We start from the raw sequence: 19,090 nt of genomic DNA, 5'->3' as shown, positions 1-19,090 counted from the left end.
GGTACTTCCTGTCTATTTTACCATACTTTTATTTTTTCATAATCCTAACAGAAAAAAAAGAGGAATTTGTAATATTCTTTATGAAATTGTCGGTGTTTGTATTGATTCTGTTACAGAATTAACAGGATTTACTCTAACAAGTATGACATCTTCCCCAATTTTCATAATTTCCTCCCAAGGAATTACAATTTCTACATCTTTCCCAAAAATCCCTAACATACGTGCCTGTTTGGAAATGATAATAGATTTAATCTTCCCTGTGTTCATATCGATTTCGATATCTCCAATATTTCCAAGCCTTTTTCCATCTGACACATTTATTATGTCTTTCATCTGCAACTCCGAAATTCGTATCACTTTCATCCCCTCCCTTATATATGACGAATAAAAAAATACTGTTTCTCAAATTAACAGGAAGCACCCTCTACTAATTCCATACTATTTTCATTATATGAACACAGCTACCCTACTATGAGCGTAAACAAACTATATGACATATAAAAAGGTCTCACCATAAATGGTGAAACCTTATCCTTGAATCGTCTTATTCATTTGTTTAATAGCTGATTTCTCTAAACGTGACACTTGTGCTTGAGAAATCCCAATTTCTTCTGCAACTTCCATTTGCGTTTTTCCTTGGAAGAAACGTTTTCGAATAATCATTTTCTCACGATCATTTAAACGCTTCATTCCTTCTTTTAGTGCTAATTCTTCAACCCACTGCTCGTCCTTTTGTTTTTCATCACTTAACTGATCCATAACAAAGATAGGATCTCCTCCATCGTTATAAATCGGCTCAAATAATGAAACTGGATCTTGAATCGCATCTAAAGCAAAAACAATTTCTTCATGAGTCACTTCAAGCACTTTTGCAATATCCATTGCTGTTGGTTCTTTTGAATTTTCTGCAATCAACTTTTCTCTTACTTGTAACGCTTTATACGCAATATCTCGTAATGAGCGAGATACGCGAATTGGATTGTTATCACGCAAATATCTGCGTATTTCCCCAATAATCATCGGCACAGCATACGTTGAAAATTTTACATTTTGGCCTAAATCAAAGTTATCAATGGATTTCATAAGTCCAATGCAACCAACTTGAAATAAATCGTCAACATATTCTCCTCTGTTATTAAATCTTTGGATGACGCTCAGTACAAGACGTAAGTTTCCATTCACTAATTTCTCTCTTGCGCTTATCTCTCCACTTTGCATTTCACGAAATAATTTACGCATTTCATCATTTTTTAGTACGGGAAGTTTAGCTGTATCAACACCGCAAATTTCTACTTTGTTTCTCGTCAAAGTGTTCCCTCCTATCGGGAGTTGCTGTACAGTGTAAAGTATTTCCTTTGAAGGGGATTTTATGCATGCGGTTTTCTCTTCATTTTTCATTTTAGTTTTCTCTCCTCATACAACTAAAGAGAATAAGACCAGCCTAGATAACGGCTGGTCTTATTCTTTACACCATTTTATTAAATTCTTTTCGTAATCTTTTTATGATTCTTTTTTCTAAACGCGAAATGTATGACTGTGAAATCCCAAGCATATCCGCCACATCTTTTTGCGTCTTTTCCTCTCCTCCAGCAAGCCCAAATCGAAGTTCCATAATTTGTTTTTCACGATCATTTAATTGATGTAATGCTTTCATTAGAAGATGACGATCAACAGTAGCTTCTAAATCTTTTGTAATAATATCATCGTCTGTACCTAATACATCAGATAACAAAAGTTCATTCCCATCCCAATCAATGTTAAGCGGTTCATCAAAAGAAACTTCTGAACGATTTTTGTTATTTCGGCGCAAATGCATTAAAATTTCATTTTCTATACAACGTGAGGCATATGTTGCTAATTTTATTTTCTTTTCTGGATTAAATGTATTGACTGCTTTAATAAGACCAATTGTTCCTATACTAATTAAATCTTCAATATTTATCCCTGTATTTTCAAACTTTCTTGCTATATATACAACTAGCCGTAAGTTGCGTTCAATTAGTAATGATCTTGCTGCCTGATCGCCTTTTGGCAATTTATTCAAAAGAACTTCCTCTTCTTCTTTCGTTAACGGCGGTGGCAAAGCTTCACTTCCACCAATATAATAAATTTCATCGGTCTTAATTCCTAATTTCAACAATACTTTATACCAAAGATATACTAAATAAAATTTTAATTTCATCATATTATCCCGCCTCCCATTATTAAGCAATTACCATTTTTTGCGAAATTAACATTTTCGGATGCACAATACATTGATACTCTCCATTGGTTGACAACTGTTGTGTATTTAATCCAATCAATACTTTGTTCACGGCAATAGAACTACCTTCATGATAAATTTGCACACTGTCTGGCTTAATTGCCCATAAAAATTGATTCTCTACTCCTACTGCTCGGAAAGGAATTAAGCGTAATTTTGTTGCCCACCCAGAATCATTTTCTGGTATTTGAGGAATCTCTGTTTTGGAATAAATTTGTTCTGTTAACCAAGCTGGTAAGCAATGTTCTAATGATGAAATATGCATAATCATAACGGGTGTTTTCGTTAACGGGTCGTAAAGTTGGTTCCCACTATCAATTAAACCTGCGAGTTCTAGTTCCTCTTCAGCTAATTGAATTTTCAATTTCACAATTTGATCATAGTGTATTTTTGTAACCTCTACGCTTTCAATACGCTTTTTAGAAAAATAATAAATTACCGGAAAACCAAAAACAACAAACAACCAGCTAATTGGATCACCGTAAGAAATTGATTGAGATTGGACCAATCCACTTACCATTTCATTCGTTTGCAAAAAGAAATGAGTGCCAATTAACCCTCCGCCAACCATAAAGGTGACAAAGTAAAAAGTAAAAACAGTTTGTGTATAATTTCTAAACGTTGTAAACCCAAATGCTGTATACACAATAAGTAACGAGTACAGTAGTTTCATAATTGGATGTGTCATCATAGAAGCAAAAGGAGTAAAGGCAAAAATAACAATGGTTGAACCTATAAATGCGCCTAACACAAGCCTCCATCTTTTGATCTTCTTTTTTAACACGGTGGCTGATAATAAAAGTAAAAGAAAATCAATGCAGGCGTTTAACAACCAAACAACGTCGGCGTAAACAACCAAACAATTCACCTCTTTATTTAAGTTGAGACTAGTATAATGCATATCCAATAGGAAAGTGTGTCAATTTGCGGAGGTGTTTTTTTGTTATTTTGTGATTTCTAGACATAATCTGTCGTTAAAAAATAAAAGTATATTTTTCATAGAATCATATACTGTTCTACTTACATATAAATGATTTCCTGCAACTTAAAAATTAAGATATATAAAATAAAAAAAGACCTGCTTAGCAGATCTTTTCCCTATATAAAACAAAAAAGGAGCATAAAAGCTCCTTTTCTTTTATCGTCTACGACGATTACGTAAGAATGCTGGAATATCGATATCATCTGAATCTGAATGACGTTCATGTACAACCGGCTCTTCACGCTTCATTTCACGTTTTACTTCACGTTGTTTTGAAGGTTGAGCTACTGGCTGTTGCTGTTGTTGCGTGTGATTCGCATTTGGACGGATAATTGGTTTTGGTGGTTGAGTTGCAATGCTATCATCAAAACCAGTTGCAATTACAGTTACAACGATATCATCTTTTAATCCTTCATTAATAACCGAACCGAAAATCATATTTACTTCTGGATCTGAAGCTGAAGCTACAATGTCTGCCGCTTCTTGTACTTCATATAAGCTTAAGTTAGCTCCACCCGTAATATTCATGATAACACCTTGAGCTCCATCAATAGATGTTTCTAATAACGGACTAGAAATCGCTTTTTTCGCAGCTTCAGCAGCACGATTTTCTCCATTACCAGAACCAATACCCATTAAAGCAGAACCTCTATTAGACATAATTGTCTTTACGTCTGCGAAGTCTAAGTTAATTAAACCTGGTGTTGCAATTAAATCAGAAATACCTTGAACACCTTGACGTAATACGTTATCTGCTTCACGGAACGCTTCTAACATTGGCGTATTTTTATCAACAATCTCTAATAAGCGATCGTTTGGAATTACAATAAGTGTATCTACATTTTCTTTAAATGCCGCAATACCAGATGCTGCTTGTGTTGCACGCTTACGTCCTTCAAATGTAAATGGACGTGTTACAACACCAACTGTTAATGCACCTAATTCTTTTGCAACTTGAGCAACAACTGGAGCTGCACCAGTTCCAGTTCCGCCGCCCATACCAGCAGTTACGAAGACCATATCTGCACCACGAAGTGCTTCTTGGATCTGTTCTTTACTTTCTTCTGCAGCTTTTTTCCCTACTTCAGGGTTTGCACCTGCACCAAGTCCACGTGTTAATTTTCCACCAATTTGCATTTTTGTTTCAGCTTTTGATAGATTTAATGCTTGTGCATCAGTATTCACAGCGATAAAGTCTACACCTTGTACACCGTGTTCAATCATACGGTTTACAGCATTGTTTCCGCCACCGCCGACACCGATAACTTTTATATTCGCTAATTGATCTTGAGTAGTATCAAACTCTAACATGTCGAAATCCCCCTAGAACCTCATTTTTCGTGTCCAATTTTAATCCCATAAATAACGGAATACACGTTTTACTTTTGACATCATACGGTCATCATTTTGATTATTATTGTTTTGATTACGAGTTTTTTGTTTCGCAGGTTGCTGTTGTACCGGCGTTGGTGCTGGAGCTGGTACTGGTTCAAAATGCTCTTGCTTTTCCTGCACATTTTTCCCACGTAATTTAGCTTTTTGATAAGAATGTTTAATTAATCCCACTCCACTTGTATATTGGGGCTCACGCACACCAATATAATCAGGAGTTGCTATACGAACATTTTCATGTAAAATATCATATGCAAGATCAAGGACACCTGGCATAGAAGCAATTCCACCAGTTAGCACATAACCAGAAGCTACTTGCTTTACTCCTAGCTTACGCACTTCATCTTGAACAAACATTAAAATTTCCTCTACACGAGCCTCTATTATATCCGATAATTCCAACTGAGAATATTGTTCTGTTTGATCGCTTCCCATAATAGGAACCGTAAACATCTCTTCTTCAGATGCTGTATCATAAAAAGCATGTCCATATTTCAACTTAATTTGATCTGCATTTTCTGTTGAAGTTTTCAACCCAATCGCAATATCCTTCGTTATATGGTCTCCACCTAATGGTAATACGCTCGTCGCTTGTAACTCTCCATCTTTAAAAATAGATAAAGTTGTAGATCCTCCCCCCATATCAACAAGGGCTACTCCTCTATTTTTTTCATCTGAAGATATAGCAACTGTTGCAGCCGCTAAAGGTTGAAGACAAATATCAACAATTTCAAGACCTGCTTTTTCTACACAACGAAGTAGATTATGTAGTAAAGTTCTCGAGCCTGTAATAAGTGTACCTTCCATTTCTAATCTTACACCGATCATCCCGCGTGGATCGTTAATCTCGTCAAGACCGTCTACGATGAACTGTCGAGGTACCACATCAATAAACTCACGTTCTGGAGCAATTGACACAACTTGTGCTGCATCTAGAACGCGTAAGACATCTTCATTCCCGATTTCACGATCTTCATTTGAAACAGCGACTACTCCGTGACAAGGAAGTAGCTGTACCTGGTTTGCATTGACACCTACTACAACTTGCTCAATGTGGATCCCCACCATGCGCTCAGCTTGTTCAATTGCTTTTTTAATTGATCGAACAGTCTCGTCTATATCAACTATCGATCCCTTCTTTAAACCATTTGATTTTACATTTCCAACACCAATAATGTTTAAGCTGTCATTAACCATTTCACCAATGATGACTTTAACATTGGATGTACCGATGTCAAGACTAACATATATTTCATTGCTGTTCATTCTTTGGCACCTCCTTCTTTATTTATACCATACAACTCAATATATGGAACAACAATCGCAACTTTACTATTTATAAGAAAAATATTCAACGTCTTTATACGTTTCCCTTTTTTAACCCTATATTTTTCTTATTTTTATTTAACATTCATTTAAGAATATCGCAGTAAACTGTGAATATCTGCTTATCTTGAAATAATTCTATTTCAAGTGTAAAGATTACCGCCAAGTATAAGTCTACACTAAGATGTACTCATAGAAAAGTGAAACTTGTACCAATCCTAGTATGAATCTAAGAATTTTTACATCTTTTTCATCAAATGAACCATTCTAGTAAATTTAGACGCATCAAGCAGAACGTTCGTTTTGTTTTTTCTACGATAACGCAGTGAAAACTATCGTTCTATTCTTTTTTTTCTTCCGCTTCTAATTCTTTCGTATATGCCCCTACTTCTAAGTCAATTAATACCTTTTTGCCTGGCTCAATTGTTTTTAAAATAAGCGGATAGGTTTCCATACGTTTTGCGAAATTTTGAATCGTAGTGCTCACTTCATACCCTTCATTCATATATAAAGTAAGATGGTCTTCATTCGCATTCGTCGGTGAATAACGAATTTCAGAAATAGACCTTAAAATAGTTGGTGTTAATTTTTCAAGCTCAGCAATTAACTCCTTCATTTTCTCCTCTTTAAAAGGTTCAAAAATTGGCGCTGCAACAGGAAGTTTTCCGTTCGGGAGGACATCAAGTGTTTTCCCGTTCTCTAATAGCGGTTGTAATTTCCCATCTTTGTTTATATAACCAATCGTTAAATATTCTTCAATATGAACATCAATTTTATTTGGAAAACGTTTTTTTACATTTACTGCTTTAATTTCTTTTCGTTTCGTTAGGTTTTCTTCTGCTTTATGTGCTGTCACTCGGAAATAACTTGTATCATACGTCACACCTGATTCCTTCATCACTTGCTCATCTGTCATATAATGATTTCCAAACACACTTATCTTTTTAATATTGCTAAGCGGAGACCGAAAATAAATTAAAAAGAGCACTAATAAAAATAAAATTGATATGTATAAAATCAACCGATGATTAACATTTTTTTTGTTTTTTTTCTGCTGATTTTTTAACTTTGGTACACGATCCTGTAGTTTAATCACTTTACTATTTTTCATGTACGATCCCCCTACGTAACATAAAGAACGGCATGTTCCTCATGCCGTTCTTATCTTCTTATTATAACATAAATGATAATGAGCGGAACGAATAACCGTTATCTTCCAATGATTTCTACTTCTGTATGCATTTCTACGCTAAATTTATCCTTGATTGTTTGTTTTATTAATGCAATTAAAGATAAGACATCTTGCGCGCTGGCTCCCCCAGTATTAATAATAAAATTCCCATGCATTTCAGAAATTTGAGCTCCACCTATTTGATAACCACGAAGCCCGGCCTTTTCTATTAAATCTCCTGCAAAGTATGGAATTGGATTCCGAAATACACTTCCTGCACAAGGATGATTCCATGGCTGTGTTTCACGGCGGTAATCTTTATTCTTTTGCATGAGACTTACGATTCCCTCACGCTCTCCTATCTGTAATTGAAACTCAGCTTCCAAAACAATACCAGGACGTTTCGTTTGTAATATAGATGTACGATAGGAAAACTCCATTTCTCCATGCATTAACCAGTCAATTGTTCCGTTTTCAAACAAAATAAGAGCTTTTGATAATATGTGTGCTATATCCGATTTATGTGCTCCTGCATTCATATACACTGCACCACCAACACTTCCTGGAATACCACTTGCAAATTCCAGACCGGCTAACCCTTGACGACTCAGTAAAGTTGACAATTTAATAAGGGGATACCCACCACCAACTCTTACTCTATGTTTTTCGACTTCTAAATGGTCTAATCCTTCTCCTAAACGAATAACGACACCTTCTATACCTAGATCAGATACAAGAAGGTTCGAACCGCGACCAATTACAGTCCACTTTGTTTTATATTTTTTTACTAACTGCAAAGTTTTTTCAATACCGGCAATATGCTTTGGCACAATTAAAATATCAGCTGGCCCACCTATTTTCATAGTGGTATAACGCGCTAACGGTTCATTCACTAACACGCGACCAACATTTGCTTCTATAAGCTCATTTACTAATTGCTCCATAAACAATCTCCCCCATACTAAGTATCCTTATTACAGTAGTATGCAGGGCGTTCACCTAACGTTATTTTTTTACAAGCTTATTCATTACTTCATACAGCTTATTTGCTGCATCTGGAATACCTAATTGTGTAGCAGCTAGCTTCATATTTTGTAATGTTTGTGCATCTAATAAAATCTCATCAATATCACGAATAAGCGTTTCAGCTGTTAAATCTTTTTCAAGCAACATTTTTGCTGCCCCTTTATCGACAACAGAACGTGCATTTTTTTCCTGATGGTTATTTGTTACGTAAGGACTCGGAATTAACACACTTGGCTTTCCTAATGCGGTTAATTCTGCAAGTGTTGTTGCCCCAGCTCTTGAAACAACAAGATCTACCCCTGTAAGTACCTCTGGCATATTATGAATGAAAGGTTTAATAATCACATTATTCGGATTCCCTTTTTGCTTCACTGCTTCCATTACTTTGTCATAATGAACTTCACCTGTTACATACAATATTTCGTAACTTTTATTTCCAAACTGTTCAATTGCTTCTACGAAAGCATCGTTAATCGGTCTAGCCCCACGGCTTCCCCCAAAAATAAGTACGGATTTTTTAGGAAGAGATAAACCTACTGAACGTTTTCCTTTCATTCCATTCTGATCCATTACTTCTGATGCTCGTGGATTTCCTGTCATGACAACTTTTGACTGTGGAAAATGTTCTGCAGCCGCTTCAAAACACACCGCAACTTTATCAACATAGCGACTTAAAAATTTATTCGTTACACCAGGTACACTATTTTGTTCATGTACAATAGTTGGAATACCTAATTTTGCCGCAGCATACACAACTGGTCCACATACATATCCACCCGTTCCAATCACAATATCCGGATTAAAACGACGAATATATCGTTTACTATCTTGTACACCCTTTAGGAAACGCATCACCGTTTTCACGTTATCTAACGATATTTTACGCTTAAATCCACTTATAACAATCGATTGAAACGGTATACCTGCTTTTGGAACGATTGTGCTCTCTAATCCATTCTCCGTACCAATATATAAAAACCTTGCTTCCGGATTTAACTTTTTTATTTCTCTTATTAAAGCAAGAGCCGGATAAATATGACCTCCAGTGCCCCCACCACTTACTAATACTCGCACTACTAACTCCTCCGCTTCTCTTTTCTTATTTCAGTCGTATTTATTTCTATATACATCATGTTTCTTCGCGCACATACGAAAAACCCTGTCTTATAAAACAGGGTTTAGTAGCGAGAATGGCGACTTATATTTAATAATACACCTACTGCCATTAACATTAATGTCAAACTCGATCCACCATAACTTAAAAACGGCAAAGTAATACCCGTAACAGGCATCAATCCTGTTACAACACCCACATTAATCATTACTTGAATCGCAATCATCGCCACAATACCTACTGCTAAAAACGTACCATATAAATCTGGCGCTCCTAAAGCTATACGAATCCCACGCCATAATAATAGACTAAATAATAATAACACAAATGAACCACCAATAAAACCTAATTCCTCGGATAAGATTGCAAATATAAAGTCTGTTTGTGGTTCAGGTAAATAAAGAAACTTTTGTCTACTTTGTCCAAGTCCGAGCCCAAATAATCCACCAGGCCCAATTGCGAGTAACGATTGAATAATTTGAAATCCACTTCCAAGCGGATCTGACCACGGATCTAAATATGATGTAATACGTTTCATTCGATACGGTGCTGATGCAATTAGCCCTACAAATCCTGCTATACCTAGCAAACCAAACATTGCAAAGTGAAAGACCCTTGCTCCCGAGATAAATATCATAATGATACATGTCCCAACCATTACCGTTCCTGTGCCAAGATCTGGCTGTAACATAATCATCCCAAAAGCAAGAAATACAAAACCAAGAGCTGGTAGTAAACCACGTTTAAAAGAGGTAATTAATTTTTGTCGTTCCGCTAAAAATTTTGCTAAGAAAATAATCATCGCAAACTTCATAAATTCTGACGGTTGAATGGAAAATGCCCCGATTCCAATCCAACTTCGCGCTCCTCCTCGGACAAGTCCTACCCCTGGAATAAGAACAAGAATAAGAAGAATGAAGCAAACTAGCAAAATTACTTTTGAATACGTACGCCACACCCAATAATCAATTTTCATGATAAAAAACATAGCCATTACACCAAGACTTGCAAATAACAATTGCCTTTTTGCAAAAAAGAATGAGTCCCCCATTTTATAAGAGGCCCAAACCGCACTCGCACTATACACCATAATCATTCCGATTGTTAACAACGCAAGTGTAACGATGATGAGAATAAAATCAGGCGTTTTCTTCATTACCCATAAACACCACCTCTTTAGGCAGAAACTTTTGCCCTATGTAACAAAACATCAGTAGGTGTCAGCCTACTGATGTTTTGATTTACTTTATATAAGTTTATGCACAGCTTGTATAAAAATGTCTCCTCTTTCTTCAAATGTTTTAAATTGATCCCAGCTTGCACATGCTGGAGAAAGAAGAATTACATCGCCATCTGTAGAATGAGCATAAGCTTTCACTACCGCTTCATCTAAAGTATCGACACTTTCAATTGTACCTAATCCCGCTTTTTCTGCAGCTCTTACTAATTTTGGAGCTGTTTGTCCAAATGTTACAATTGCTTTTACATTTTTGAAATACGGAATTAAATCATCGAATTCATTTCCACGATCAAGCCCACCTGCTAATAACACAATCGGTTGTGTAAACGCAGATAAAGCTTTCTCAGTCGCTAACATATTCGTTGCTTTTGAGTCATTATAAAACTTACGGTTGTTAAGAGTTGTTACATATTCTAAACGATGTTTTACACCTGTAAAACGTTTTAACACCGCCGTAATCGCTTCATTAGAAACACCCAGTAATTTTGCGATACTCATCGCCGCTAAAATATTTTCTAAATTATGCTGACCAGGTAAAACGATATCGCCTACTTCAACAACTTTTTCACCTTTAAAATAAAGAGCATTATCTTGTATACACGCACCATCTTCAATTTCTTTCGTTGTCGAGAATAGTACTTTTTGTCCTTTACTATAAGCAGATAGAGCCATCACATCTGCATCATCTGCATTTATTACACTATAATCATTTTCTGTTTGGTTTTTAAAAATATTTGCTTTCGCTAAACCATATTCCTTCTTCGTCCCATGATAATCTAAGTGGGCCTCAAATAAATTTAAAAACGCAGCAATTTTAGGTTGGAACAATTCTACTCCCATCAATTGGAACGATGAAAGTTCTGTAACTACAACTTCATTTTCTTTTGCATCCTGTGCTACTTCACACGCTACAGTTCCAATGTTCCCTGCAATTACAGGATGCTTTTGTCCTTCTTTTAGCATTTCAAATGTAAGCATTGTCGTCGTCGTTTTACCGTTAGATCCCGTAATCCCAACAAATGGCGCTTCTGCGATACGATATGCTAATTCAACTTCCGTAACAATTGGAATTTGCTTTTCTTTCGCAGCAACTAATATTGGATTAGAATACGGGATTCCTGGATTTTTTACTACAAGAGAAATATTTCTCTCTAATAACTCTAAAGGATGACCACCGCATACAACGTCCATTCCTTTTGCTTGTAATTCTGCAGCAAGTACATTTTCTGCTAAAGGCTTTCCGTCATTTACAATAACATTTGCCCCTAATTTTTGTAACAACGTAGCTGCTGCATAACCACTTTTTGCAATGCCTAATACAAGAATATTTTTATTTTGAAATTCAGTTACAGTTTTCAATTACATCCACACCCCGATATAAATTCCTAACACAGCTAATAAAAATCCTACAGACCAAAACGTCACAACAACACGCCACTCTGACCAACCACATAATTCATAATGATGGTGTAATGGACTCATTTTAAAGACACGTTTTCCTGTTGTTTTAAACGAAATAACCTGAATAATAACAGATAAAGTTTCCATTACGAATACGCCACCAATAATTACAAGTAGCAATTCTTGTTTTAATAAAATTGCTACAGCTGCAATGGCTCCCCCTAAAGCTAAGGAACCTGTATCTCCCATAAACACTTTCGCTGGATTTGCATTAAATACTAAAAATCCAAGTACAGCTCCTACAACTGCCATACAGAATATCGCTACTCCAAACTGCTCTTGTGCTACAGCAATAATACTAAACGCTCCAAATGCAATAGCCGCTGTTCCTGATAATAAACCATCTAAACCGTCAGTTAAGTTAACTGCATTTGATCCACCAATAAGCATAAATAGTACAAGTACAAAATAAGCCCAACCTAATTCAAACTTAACATCCGTCCCCGGAATCATGATGTATGTGTAGAACGCTTGCCCTTTTCCAATTAAAAAGAATGCAATAGCAATAACAAGCTGACCTACTAATTTTTGTTTTGATGTTAAACCAAGGTTTCTCTTCTTAACTACCTTTATGTAGTCATCTAAAAATCCAATTAATCCGTAACCAAATGTCACTAATAATAATAACGAAACCTCTGCACCTAAATGATTAAACTTAATCGCCATAATAAGTGAAGTTACCATCATAGATACATATATGACAATACCACCCATTGTTGGAGTCCCTGATTTTTTTTGATGTGACTTTGGTCCCTCATCACGAATGCTCTGTCCGAACTTTAATTTCCTTAAAAATGGAATAAACAATGGCGAAAGGGCAACAGAAATTAAGAATGCTACCCCAGCCGTTACTAATAAACCTTGCTCAAGCACATGTAGTCCTCCTCTCATGTTGTTACTCTTCGTTGTTTAAACGCTCTGTAATTGCTTCTTTAGCGACTTCACGATCGTCAAAATGATGAACGTCTTTTCCAATAATTTGATACGTTTCATGACCTTTACCAGCAATAATAATGATGTCTTCAGCTTTCGCGTTAGCAATTGCATGGCATATCGCTTCTTTTCTATCAATAATCACTTCATAATTATTCCCATTTGCACCCTGTACCATATCATCTAAAATAGCCCCCGGCTCTTCACTTCTTGGATTATCTGAAGTGTAAATTGCATGAGTTGCATATTTTGTTGCGACACTTGCCATGATTGGTCTCTTTGTACGATCTCTATCACCGCCACAACCGACGATACAATATACGTCACCTTTTGCAAACTGTTTTGCTGTTTTCAATACATTCTCTAAGCTATCTGGCGTATGTGCATAATCAACAATAACTGTATAATTTTGTCCACCATCAACCACTTCAAAACGTCCTGGAACTCCAGCTAGATTCTTTATCACATCAATGACCGTTTCTAAACTTACACCGGAAACAAGTCCTGCCGCTGTTGCCGCTAGTACGTTATATACATTAAATTTCCCAATCAATTTCATCGTAACATTTACACTTTCATACGGTGTTACAAGCGTAAACGTAGTTCCACCACTCGTCATAACGATATCTTTGGCCATAATATCACTTGTTGTATCAATTCCATACGTTACAACAGTTGCTGCAGTACTTCTCATGTACTCCTCTGTTACAGCATCATCGTTATTCAGTACCGCGTACTTTTCACGATTATGGTTATAACTATTGCCAAGTTGTGCAAATAACAACCCTTTGGCATGTTTATATTCTTCCATCGTTTTATGATAGTCTAAATGATCTTGTGTTAAATTTGTAAACACTGCTACATCGTAATCACATCCGTGTACACGACCAAGATCTAAAGCATGCGACGAAACTTCCATTACTGTGCTATCCACACTGTGTTCAACCATTTTTGAAAACGTCTGTTGAAGTGTTAGTGCATCTGGCGTTGTATTTTTCACCTCAAATGTTTCATCACCGATTTTCATATTAATCGTTCCAATTAGCCCTGTTTTATGACCATGTGCGCGCATAATCTCATCCATAATATGCGATGTTGTTGTCTTTCCATTTGTACCTGTAATTCCGATTAAATGTAACTTGTGCGTTGGTTGACCATAAAAATAATCAGCTAAAACCGCTAACGAACGAAAAGTATTTTTCACAAGTACAACTGGAACGTCAACATCAATTGGTCTTTCCGCAACAATAGCAGCCGCTCCTTGTGCCGCTGCTTGCTTAGCAAAATCATGGCTATCAACCGTATACCCTTTCATACATACAAATAAGCTTCCTTCTTTCACTTTACGTGAATCAGCTTCTATAGATGTGATTTCTGGATTTTCTTTTGGAACAACTGGAAAATCATGCAAACATGATACAAGTGTATGCAACTTCATTTCACTAAACCCTCTCTACATTGTGTATTTATCTCTTTTTTTAATAAGCAACACGCTACCTCCTAATTATGTGAAATAGGAGGTAGGTGCTACTGTGTCTAATAAATAGACCTATTTATAACTGAAACCCTTACGGCCTCAAATTAAGTAACTCTTCTATAAAGAACTCACTTCCACCAATTGTACCATAAAACGTACTAGGTTACCTTTAATTCCCGAAGTAAATTCTAATTTTTGAGCCTTCTTTCACTTTAGCTCCTGCTTCTGGGGATTGTTTAATGACTTTCTCTCCATCTCCACTTATATCAAGCTTCAAATCGACGAGTTGCGTCTGTAAGTCTTTCTTTTTCATACCAATTAAATTCGGAACTTCCACAGTTGGTATATCGCCCCATTTATATTCTCTCTCAACTTGTTCTTTTCTCGGTTTCACTCCCATAACAGGAAGTGCATCCCGAAGAATATTCCCAACAATTGGAGCTGCTACTACTCCACCAAATTGCGTTACACCTTTCGGATTATCAACAGCAACATAGACAACAATTTCCGGATCATCTGCTGGAGCAAAGCCGATAAAAGATACTATATAATTATTCTCTAAATATTTACCATCTTTCACCTTTTGAGCCGTACCTGTTTTTCCACCTACACGATACCCATCAATGAAAGCACCTTTACCAGATCCCTTTGCTACAACATTCTCTAATGCATACCGAACTTTTTCTGAAGTTTCCTTGGAAATAACTTTTCTTTTTTCCACAGGTGTCTTTTTACTTACAACTTGATTATTTTTCGGATCAATAAATTCTTTAGCTATATACGGTTGATACAATGTTCCACCATTTACAGCCGCCGCTACTGCTGCTACTTGTTGAATTGGTGTTACAGAAACGCCTTGACCGAATGAAGTGGTTGCTTGTTCGACTGGACCGACTTTATCTAAATTAAATAAAATCCCACTACCTTCACCTTGCAAATCGATTCCGGTTTTCTGCCCAAAACCGAAATTACGAATGTATTTAAACAATCGGTCTTTACCAAGACGATCACCCAGTTCAATAAATCCCGGGTTACAAGAGTTTTGAACTACTTCTAAAAACGTTTGGCTACCATGGCCTCCCGCTTTCCAGCATTTCAATCTAGCTCCACCAACTTCAGCTGCTCCATCATCATAAAACGTATCTTTCTCTAAGTCTACTAAATTTTCATTCAAGGCTGCGGCTAACGTAATGATCTTAAATGTTGAACCAGGCTCATACGTACTCCATACCGGTAAATTTCTATTATACACTTCTGGAGAAACACTTTGAAAATCCGCTGGATCAAAGCTCGGCCGACTCGACATACCTAAAATTTCACCATTTTTCGGATTCATTGCGATCGCAATCATACCATCTGGATTATATGTCGACTCTGCAATATTCATTTCTCTTTCCATAATTCTATTAATACGTGCATCAATTGTTAAACCTAAATTCAAACCAGCTTCTGGTTTTTTGAAATCATCGCCAACATTAGGCATCCTTTGTCCTTTTGCATCCGCAAAAAAACGCACATGACCATCATCACCATTTAGCTCTTTATCATAATATTTTTCTAGTCCCATAAGACCTTGGTTATCACTACCTGCAAACCCTAATACGTGTGATAGAAAGTTTCCAAATGGATAGTACCGGATAGAGTCCTCTGCGATATAAACACCTTTCAAACTTAATCCTCGTACCTCTTTCGCTTTATCATGTGATATTTTCCTTCCGCCTTTATCTAACCTTACAATCGATTCTTTTTTTGTAATTCGCTTATAAACCTCATCTTTTTCCACACCTAATACTGCAGCTAACTTCTCTGCAGTCTCTGCTGGTTTTTCAATTTGCCTCGGTACAACAAAGACAGTTGGGGCACTTTTATTTGTGGCAAGTTCCACACCATTTCGGTCTAAAATTTTCCCACGTTCAGGTTCAAAAGTAATATTACGACTCCATGAATCCTTCGCACGATCCGTTAACATATTGCCAAGAAAAAATTGCACATATCCAAGACGAATATCGATGATAGTGAAAATAAGTATACCTGATATGAGTATAAAAATAAGTCGTTTTCTAACTGTTACATTTGATACACGCATATTGGAACAAGCCTCCCTTACGCCTAGCTTGTTCCAAATATATGCTTGTACTTATTTAATTAGAACTTCTTCTCTTTTACCATTACGGTTTTTCTGCTTCTTGTTGTGGTTCAAGTGGCGGTACAAGTGTTACACCTAACTCTGTACCAGGTTGTAACAATGTTCCTTCTGCCACACTTTGTTCGGTTACATATCCGGTACCAGTAGGTTTTAGGTTAAGCTTTAATGTTTTTGCTAAATTCATAACATCACGCAGTGCCCAGCCTTGTATATTTGGCATTGTAGGTTTATCTCCTACTAAGAAAACTCGGTCACCCTTCAATGTTTGCTCAGTCGCTTTCGGTACTTGTTGCTGTACTTTCCCTTCACCTAATACGATTGGACGAAGTTTTGCCTTTTCAATGGCTTTTTTCGCTTCTTCCATCGTTTTTTCTGTTACATCCGGAACAGCAGTTTGCTGCTCTTTCACATATTTCTTCGGATCTTTCACTTCATTAGGCTTAATCTTTAAATACTCTAAACTATTTTTTGTTACATATTTAAAAATATCAGCTAAAGGCTGTGCGCCATTCTCATCATCTTTCAATTTTGGCTGTTTAACAGCTACATACACAACAAGTTGTGGATCGTCCATAGGTGCCATCCCTAAGAATGAGAATATATAATTCTCTCTTCCTGTCATATAGCCACCTTTTCCATCCGGAATTTGTGCTGTCCCTGTTTTACCACCAACTGAATATCCATCGACTTTATAAGCAGTTCCTGTTCCTTTCGGCGATGTAACAACGCGTTCTAATAACTGTCTTACTTGCGCTGCTGTTTCTTTTGTAACAGGTTTCCCCACTTCTTCTGGCTTATGTTCTAATTTTACTTCTCCTGTTATTGGATCTACAATTTTATCAATTGTATAAGGCTTCATCATTTTCCCATCATTTGCAATAGCAGTTGCAGCTTGTACAAGCTGAATTGGTGTTACAGTAGAACCTTGCCCAAAAGCTGTTGTTACCTGCTGTATTTGCTGATCGAATACAATGGTATTTGAACCTTCACCAGGTAAATCAATATTCGTTTTTTCATCTAATCCAAAGCTATGAATATATTTCCGGAAACGTTCTGGACCAAGTTTTTGATCCCCTAAAATTGCAAACGCTACGTTGGAAGAACGCTCTACCCCTTCATCAAACGTGATAGATCCCCATCCAGCACCGCCGTTATGATCTTTTATTTTTCGGTTCCCGACAGGATATGTACCAGACTGATAATAATCTTGTCCCTTATACACACCTTCATTAATAGCTGCTGCTAGCGTGAAAATTTTCATTGTTGATCCAGGTTCAAATGCATTTGCAATTGCGTCATTGAAGAAATATTCAATTTGACGATCATTTGGATCATAACTAGGTTTACTAGACATCCCTAATATTTTTCCTGTTTTTGGATCCGCAACAATCCCTATTAAATTTTCTGGTTCATAATGTTTACTCGCTTCTTTCATCGCATCTTCTAAATAACTTTGAATACGTTGATCTATCGTTAAATACGCGTTATCTCCGTTTTTAGGTGCCTCTACGTTCACTTTTCCACCATCTAGCGATACACCCTTACGATCCCCTGTATAAGCTACTTTTCCGTTAGAAGCACTTAAATATTTATCCAAACTTTGTTCTAAGCCAAATTGACCTACCGAGGTTCCCTTTTCATTCGGCTTCGCATGACCTATAACGTAAGATGCAAAATCACCGTTTGGATACACTCTTGCATTTTCAGTAATAAAAGATATTCCCGGTAATTTCAATGCTTCTATTTGTTCTTTCTGTTCTTTCGTCAAATCTTTACCTAGCGTTCCAAATTCGACTTGACTTTTATCTTTTTTATTTAATGTAGCTAAAATCTTCTCTTCATCTTTTCCGAGTACTCCCGCAATTTTCTTTGCAGTGTCCTCTTTATTCTCAACCGGCTTCGTACCTTTTAGTTCCGCTACAAGTTTATAAGAGTTTGCATCTTGCGCTAACACATGACCGTTTTGATCATAAATCGTCCCGCGGTTTGCTTCCAGTACTCCTGTTTTACTATGTTTTTGCTTAGCAAGTTCATTCAAATCCTGATTATGCACTGTTCCTGTCGCTTGTATGTAAAAAAATCGGGCTAATAACAGCAAAAAGAGCAGGAGGAATAAAATCATAAAATACCCTGCTCCCTTATTGGTATGAAATTTAGTCATATTTCTATTCATTTTCCCTTCACACCTATTGCCTTATTTGAGGCCTTTCACATTATTCGCATTAATTTCTAGCCCGTGTTTTTTTGCAACTTCAGCGATTCGTTCATAACGACTTAACTTCTCTACTTCAGCCTGTAATTCTTGATTTTCTTTTTGCTGCTGCACAATTTTTTGTTCTATCGTCGCTGCTTCTACATTAACTTGATAAAGGCCTGCTTTATTTCCAATAAACGCTACACAGGCATACAATAAAAAGCCAATAAACGCTACATACAACAGTTTTTCGATTCTTGTAATCTTCGCTTTAGCTTTTGGCTGGGCCATCTGCTGTGGGGGCGTTTGAATCTGTACCTCTTCTTGCGCTTGTTGTTTGTACTTTACAGCTAAGTTACTCATAC

16 protein-coding genes are annotated in these 19,090 nt (G+C 36.6%); all 16 read right to left on the bottom strand.

All coding sequences use genetic code 11. The annotated features are described in order from the left end of the window. Positions 1 to 78: 78 nt before the first annotated feature. Positions 79 to 363: a YlmC/YmxH family sporulation protein gene (locus ACQVV1_RS05600; protein ID WP_097950731.1), complete on the bottom strand. Its 285-nt coding sequence runs from the start codon at positions 361 to 363 to the stop codon at positions 79 to 81. Between the two features lie 165 nt (positions 364 to 528). After that, positions 529 to 1,308 carry an RNA polymerase sporulation sigma factor SigG gene (sigG, locus tag ACQVV1_RS05595; RefSeq protein ID WP_000197753.1) on the bottom strand — a complete coding sequence of 260 codons (780 nt, stop codon included), beginning with the start codon at positions 1,306 to 1,308 and terminating at the stop codon, positions 529 to 531. 157 nt (positions 1,309 to 1,465) lie between these two features. Further along, on the bottom strand, positions 1,466 to 2,185 hold the full coding sequence (sigE, locus tag ACQVV1_RS05590) for an RNA polymerase sporulation sigma factor SigE (RefSeq protein ID WP_000976948.1): 720 nt from the start codon (positions 2,183 to 2,185) through the stop codon (positions 1,466 to 1,468). 19 nt (positions 2,186 to 2,204) lie between these two features. Continuing rightward, on the bottom strand, positions 2,205 to 3,122 hold the full coding sequence (gene spoIIGA, locus ACQVV1_RS05585; RefSeq protein ID WP_242252043.1) for a sigma-E processing peptidase SpoIIGA: 918 nt from the start codon (positions 3,120 to 3,122) through the stop codon (positions 2,205 to 2,207). Between the two features lie 279 nt (positions 3,123 to 3,401). Further along, positions 3,402 to 4,556 (bottom strand): cell division protein FtsZ, encoded by a 1,155-nt coding sequence (gene ftsZ / locus ACQVV1_RS05580; protein ID WP_000888984.1) that lies wholly within the window; start codon positions 4,554 to 4,556, stop codon positions 3,402 to 3,404. A 39-nt stretch (positions 4,557 to 4,595) separates the two neighbouring features. Continuing rightward, positions 4,596 to 5,903 (bottom strand): cell division protein FtsA, encoded by a 1,308-nt coding sequence (gene ftsA, locus ACQVV1_RS05575; RefSeq protein ID WP_001087553.1) that lies wholly within the window; start codon positions 5,901 to 5,903, stop codon positions 4,596 to 4,598. Positions 5,904 to 6,303: 400 nt separating this feature from the next. After that, entirely contained in the window at positions 6,304 to 7,074 is a 771-nt protein-coding gene (gene divIB, locus ACQVV1_RS05570) for a cell division protein DivIB (protein ID WP_063221172.1), read from the bottom strand. Between the two features lie 98 nt (positions 7,075 to 7,172). Further along, complete coding sequence (gene murB, locus ACQVV1_RS05565; RefSeq protein WP_431168680.1) at positions 7,173 to 8,078, bottom strand: UDP-N-acetylmuramate dehydrogenase; 906 nt, start codon at positions 8,076 to 8,078, stop codon at positions 7,173 to 7,175. A 61-nt stretch (positions 8,079 to 8,139) separates the two neighbouring features. After that, on the bottom strand, positions 8,140 to 9,234 hold the full coding sequence (gene murG / locus ACQVV1_RS05560) for an undecaprenyldiphospho-muramoylpentapeptide beta-N-acetylglucosaminyltransferase (protein ID WP_016086554.1): 1,095 nt from the start codon (positions 9,232 to 9,234) through the stop codon (positions 8,140 to 8,142). A gap of 104 nt (positions 9,235 to 9,338) precedes the next feature. Next, positions 9,339 to 10,430, bottom strand: coding sequence for a stage V sporulation protein E (spoVE, locus tag ACQVV1_RS05555; RefSeq protein ID WP_060632038.1), 1,092 nt, complete (start codon positions 10,428 to 10,430; stop codon positions 9,339 to 9,341). Positions 10,431 to 10,520: 90 nt separating this feature from the next. Further along, positions 10,521 to 11,873: a UDP-N-acetylmuramoyl-L-alanine--D-glutamate ligase gene (murD, locus tag ACQVV1_RS05550; protein ID WP_431168679.1), complete on the bottom strand. Its 1,353-nt coding sequence runs from the start codon at positions 11,871 to 11,873 to the stop codon at positions 10,521 to 10,523. Beyond that, complete coding sequence (gene mraY / locus ACQVV1_RS05545) at positions 11,874 to 12,848, bottom strand: phospho-N-acetylmuramoyl-pentapeptide-transferase (protein WP_327799302.1); 975 nt, start codon at positions 12,846 to 12,848, stop codon at positions 11,874 to 11,876. A gap of 22 nt (positions 12,849 to 12,870) precedes the next feature. Beyond that, positions 12,871 to 14,346 carry a UDP-N-acetylmuramoyl-L-alanyl-D-glutamate--2,6-diaminopimelate ligase gene (gene murE, locus ACQVV1_RS05540; protein WP_242252047.1) on the bottom strand — a complete coding sequence of 492 codons (1,476 nt, stop codon included), beginning with the start codon at positions 14,344 to 14,346 and terminating at the stop codon, positions 12,871 to 12,873. Between the two features lie 208 nt (positions 14,347 to 14,554). Continuing rightward, on the bottom strand, positions 14,555 to 16,471 hold the full coding sequence (locus ACQVV1_RS05535; RefSeq protein WP_063221176.1) for a stage V sporulation protein D: 1,917 nt from the start codon (positions 16,469 to 16,471) through the stop codon (positions 14,555 to 14,557). Positions 16,472 to 16,553: 82 nt separating this feature from the next. After that, a complete protein-coding gene (locus tag ACQVV1_RS05530) occupies positions 16,554 to 18,704 on the bottom strand; it encodes a penicillin-binding protein (RefSeq protein WP_435817075.1) in 2,151 nt (716 codons plus the stop codon). Between the two features lie 21 nt (positions 18,705 to 18,725). Next, positions 18,726 to 19,088 (bottom strand): cell division protein FtsL, encoded by a 363-nt coding sequence (gene ftsL / locus ACQVV1_RS05525; protein ID WP_063221178.1) that lies wholly within the window; start codon positions 19,086 to 19,088, stop codon positions 18,726 to 18,728. Positions 19,089 to 19,090: the final 2 nt, after the last annotated feature.

Origin of the sequence: Bacillus basilensis (assembly GCF_050630465.1) — a bacterium.
GTDB classification, from domain to species: Bacteria; Bacillota; Bacilli; order Bacillales; family Bacillaceae_G; genus Bacillus_A; species Bacillus_A basilensis.
This window is presented reverse-complemented; position numbering and strand designations above follow the sequence as displayed.

Bases quoted from the DNA above. Each gene is read 5' to 3' on its own strand.
- ftsA (WP_001087553.1), bottom strand. From the start codon at position 5,903: ATGAACAGCAATGAAATATATGTTAGTCTTGACATCGGTACATCCAAT.
- ftsL (WP_063221178.1), bottom strand. From the start codon at position 19,088: ATGAGTAACTTAGCTGTAAAGTACAAACAACAAGCGCAAGAAGAGGTA.
- ACQVV1_RS05600 (WP_097950731.1), bottom strand. From the start codon at position 363: ATGAAAGTGATACGAATTTCGGAGTTGCAGATGAAAGACATAATAAAT.
- ACQVV1_RS05530 (WP_435817075.1), bottom strand. From the start codon at position 18,704: ATGAATAGAAATATGACTAAATTTCATACCAATAAGGGAGCAGGGTAT.
- divIB (WP_063221172.1), bottom strand. From the start codon at position 7,074: ATGAAAAATAGTAAAGTGATTAAACTACAGGATCGTGTACCAAAGTTA.
- murE (WP_242252047.1), bottom strand. From the start codon at position 14,346: ATGAAGTTGCATACACTTGTATCATGTTTGCATGATTTTCCAGTTGTT.
- murB (WP_431168680.1), bottom strand. From the start codon at position 8,078: ATGGAGCAATTAGTAAATGAGCTTATAGAAGCAAATGTTGGTCGCGTG.
- ACQVV1_RS05535 (WP_063221176.1), bottom strand. From the start codon at position 16,471: ATGCGTGTATCAAATGTAACAGTTAGAAAACGACTTATTTTTATACTC.
- sigE (WP_000976948.1), bottom strand. From the start codon at position 2,185: ATGATGAAATTAAAATTTTATTTAGTATATCTTTGGTATAAAGTATTG.
- spoVE (WP_060632038.1), bottom strand. From the start codon at position 10,430: ATGAAGAAAACGCCTGATTTTATTCTCATCATCGTTACACTTGCGTTG.
- ftsZ (WP_000888984.1), bottom strand. From the start codon at position 4,556: ATGTTAGAGTTTGATACTACTCAAGATCAATTAGCGAATATAAAAGTT.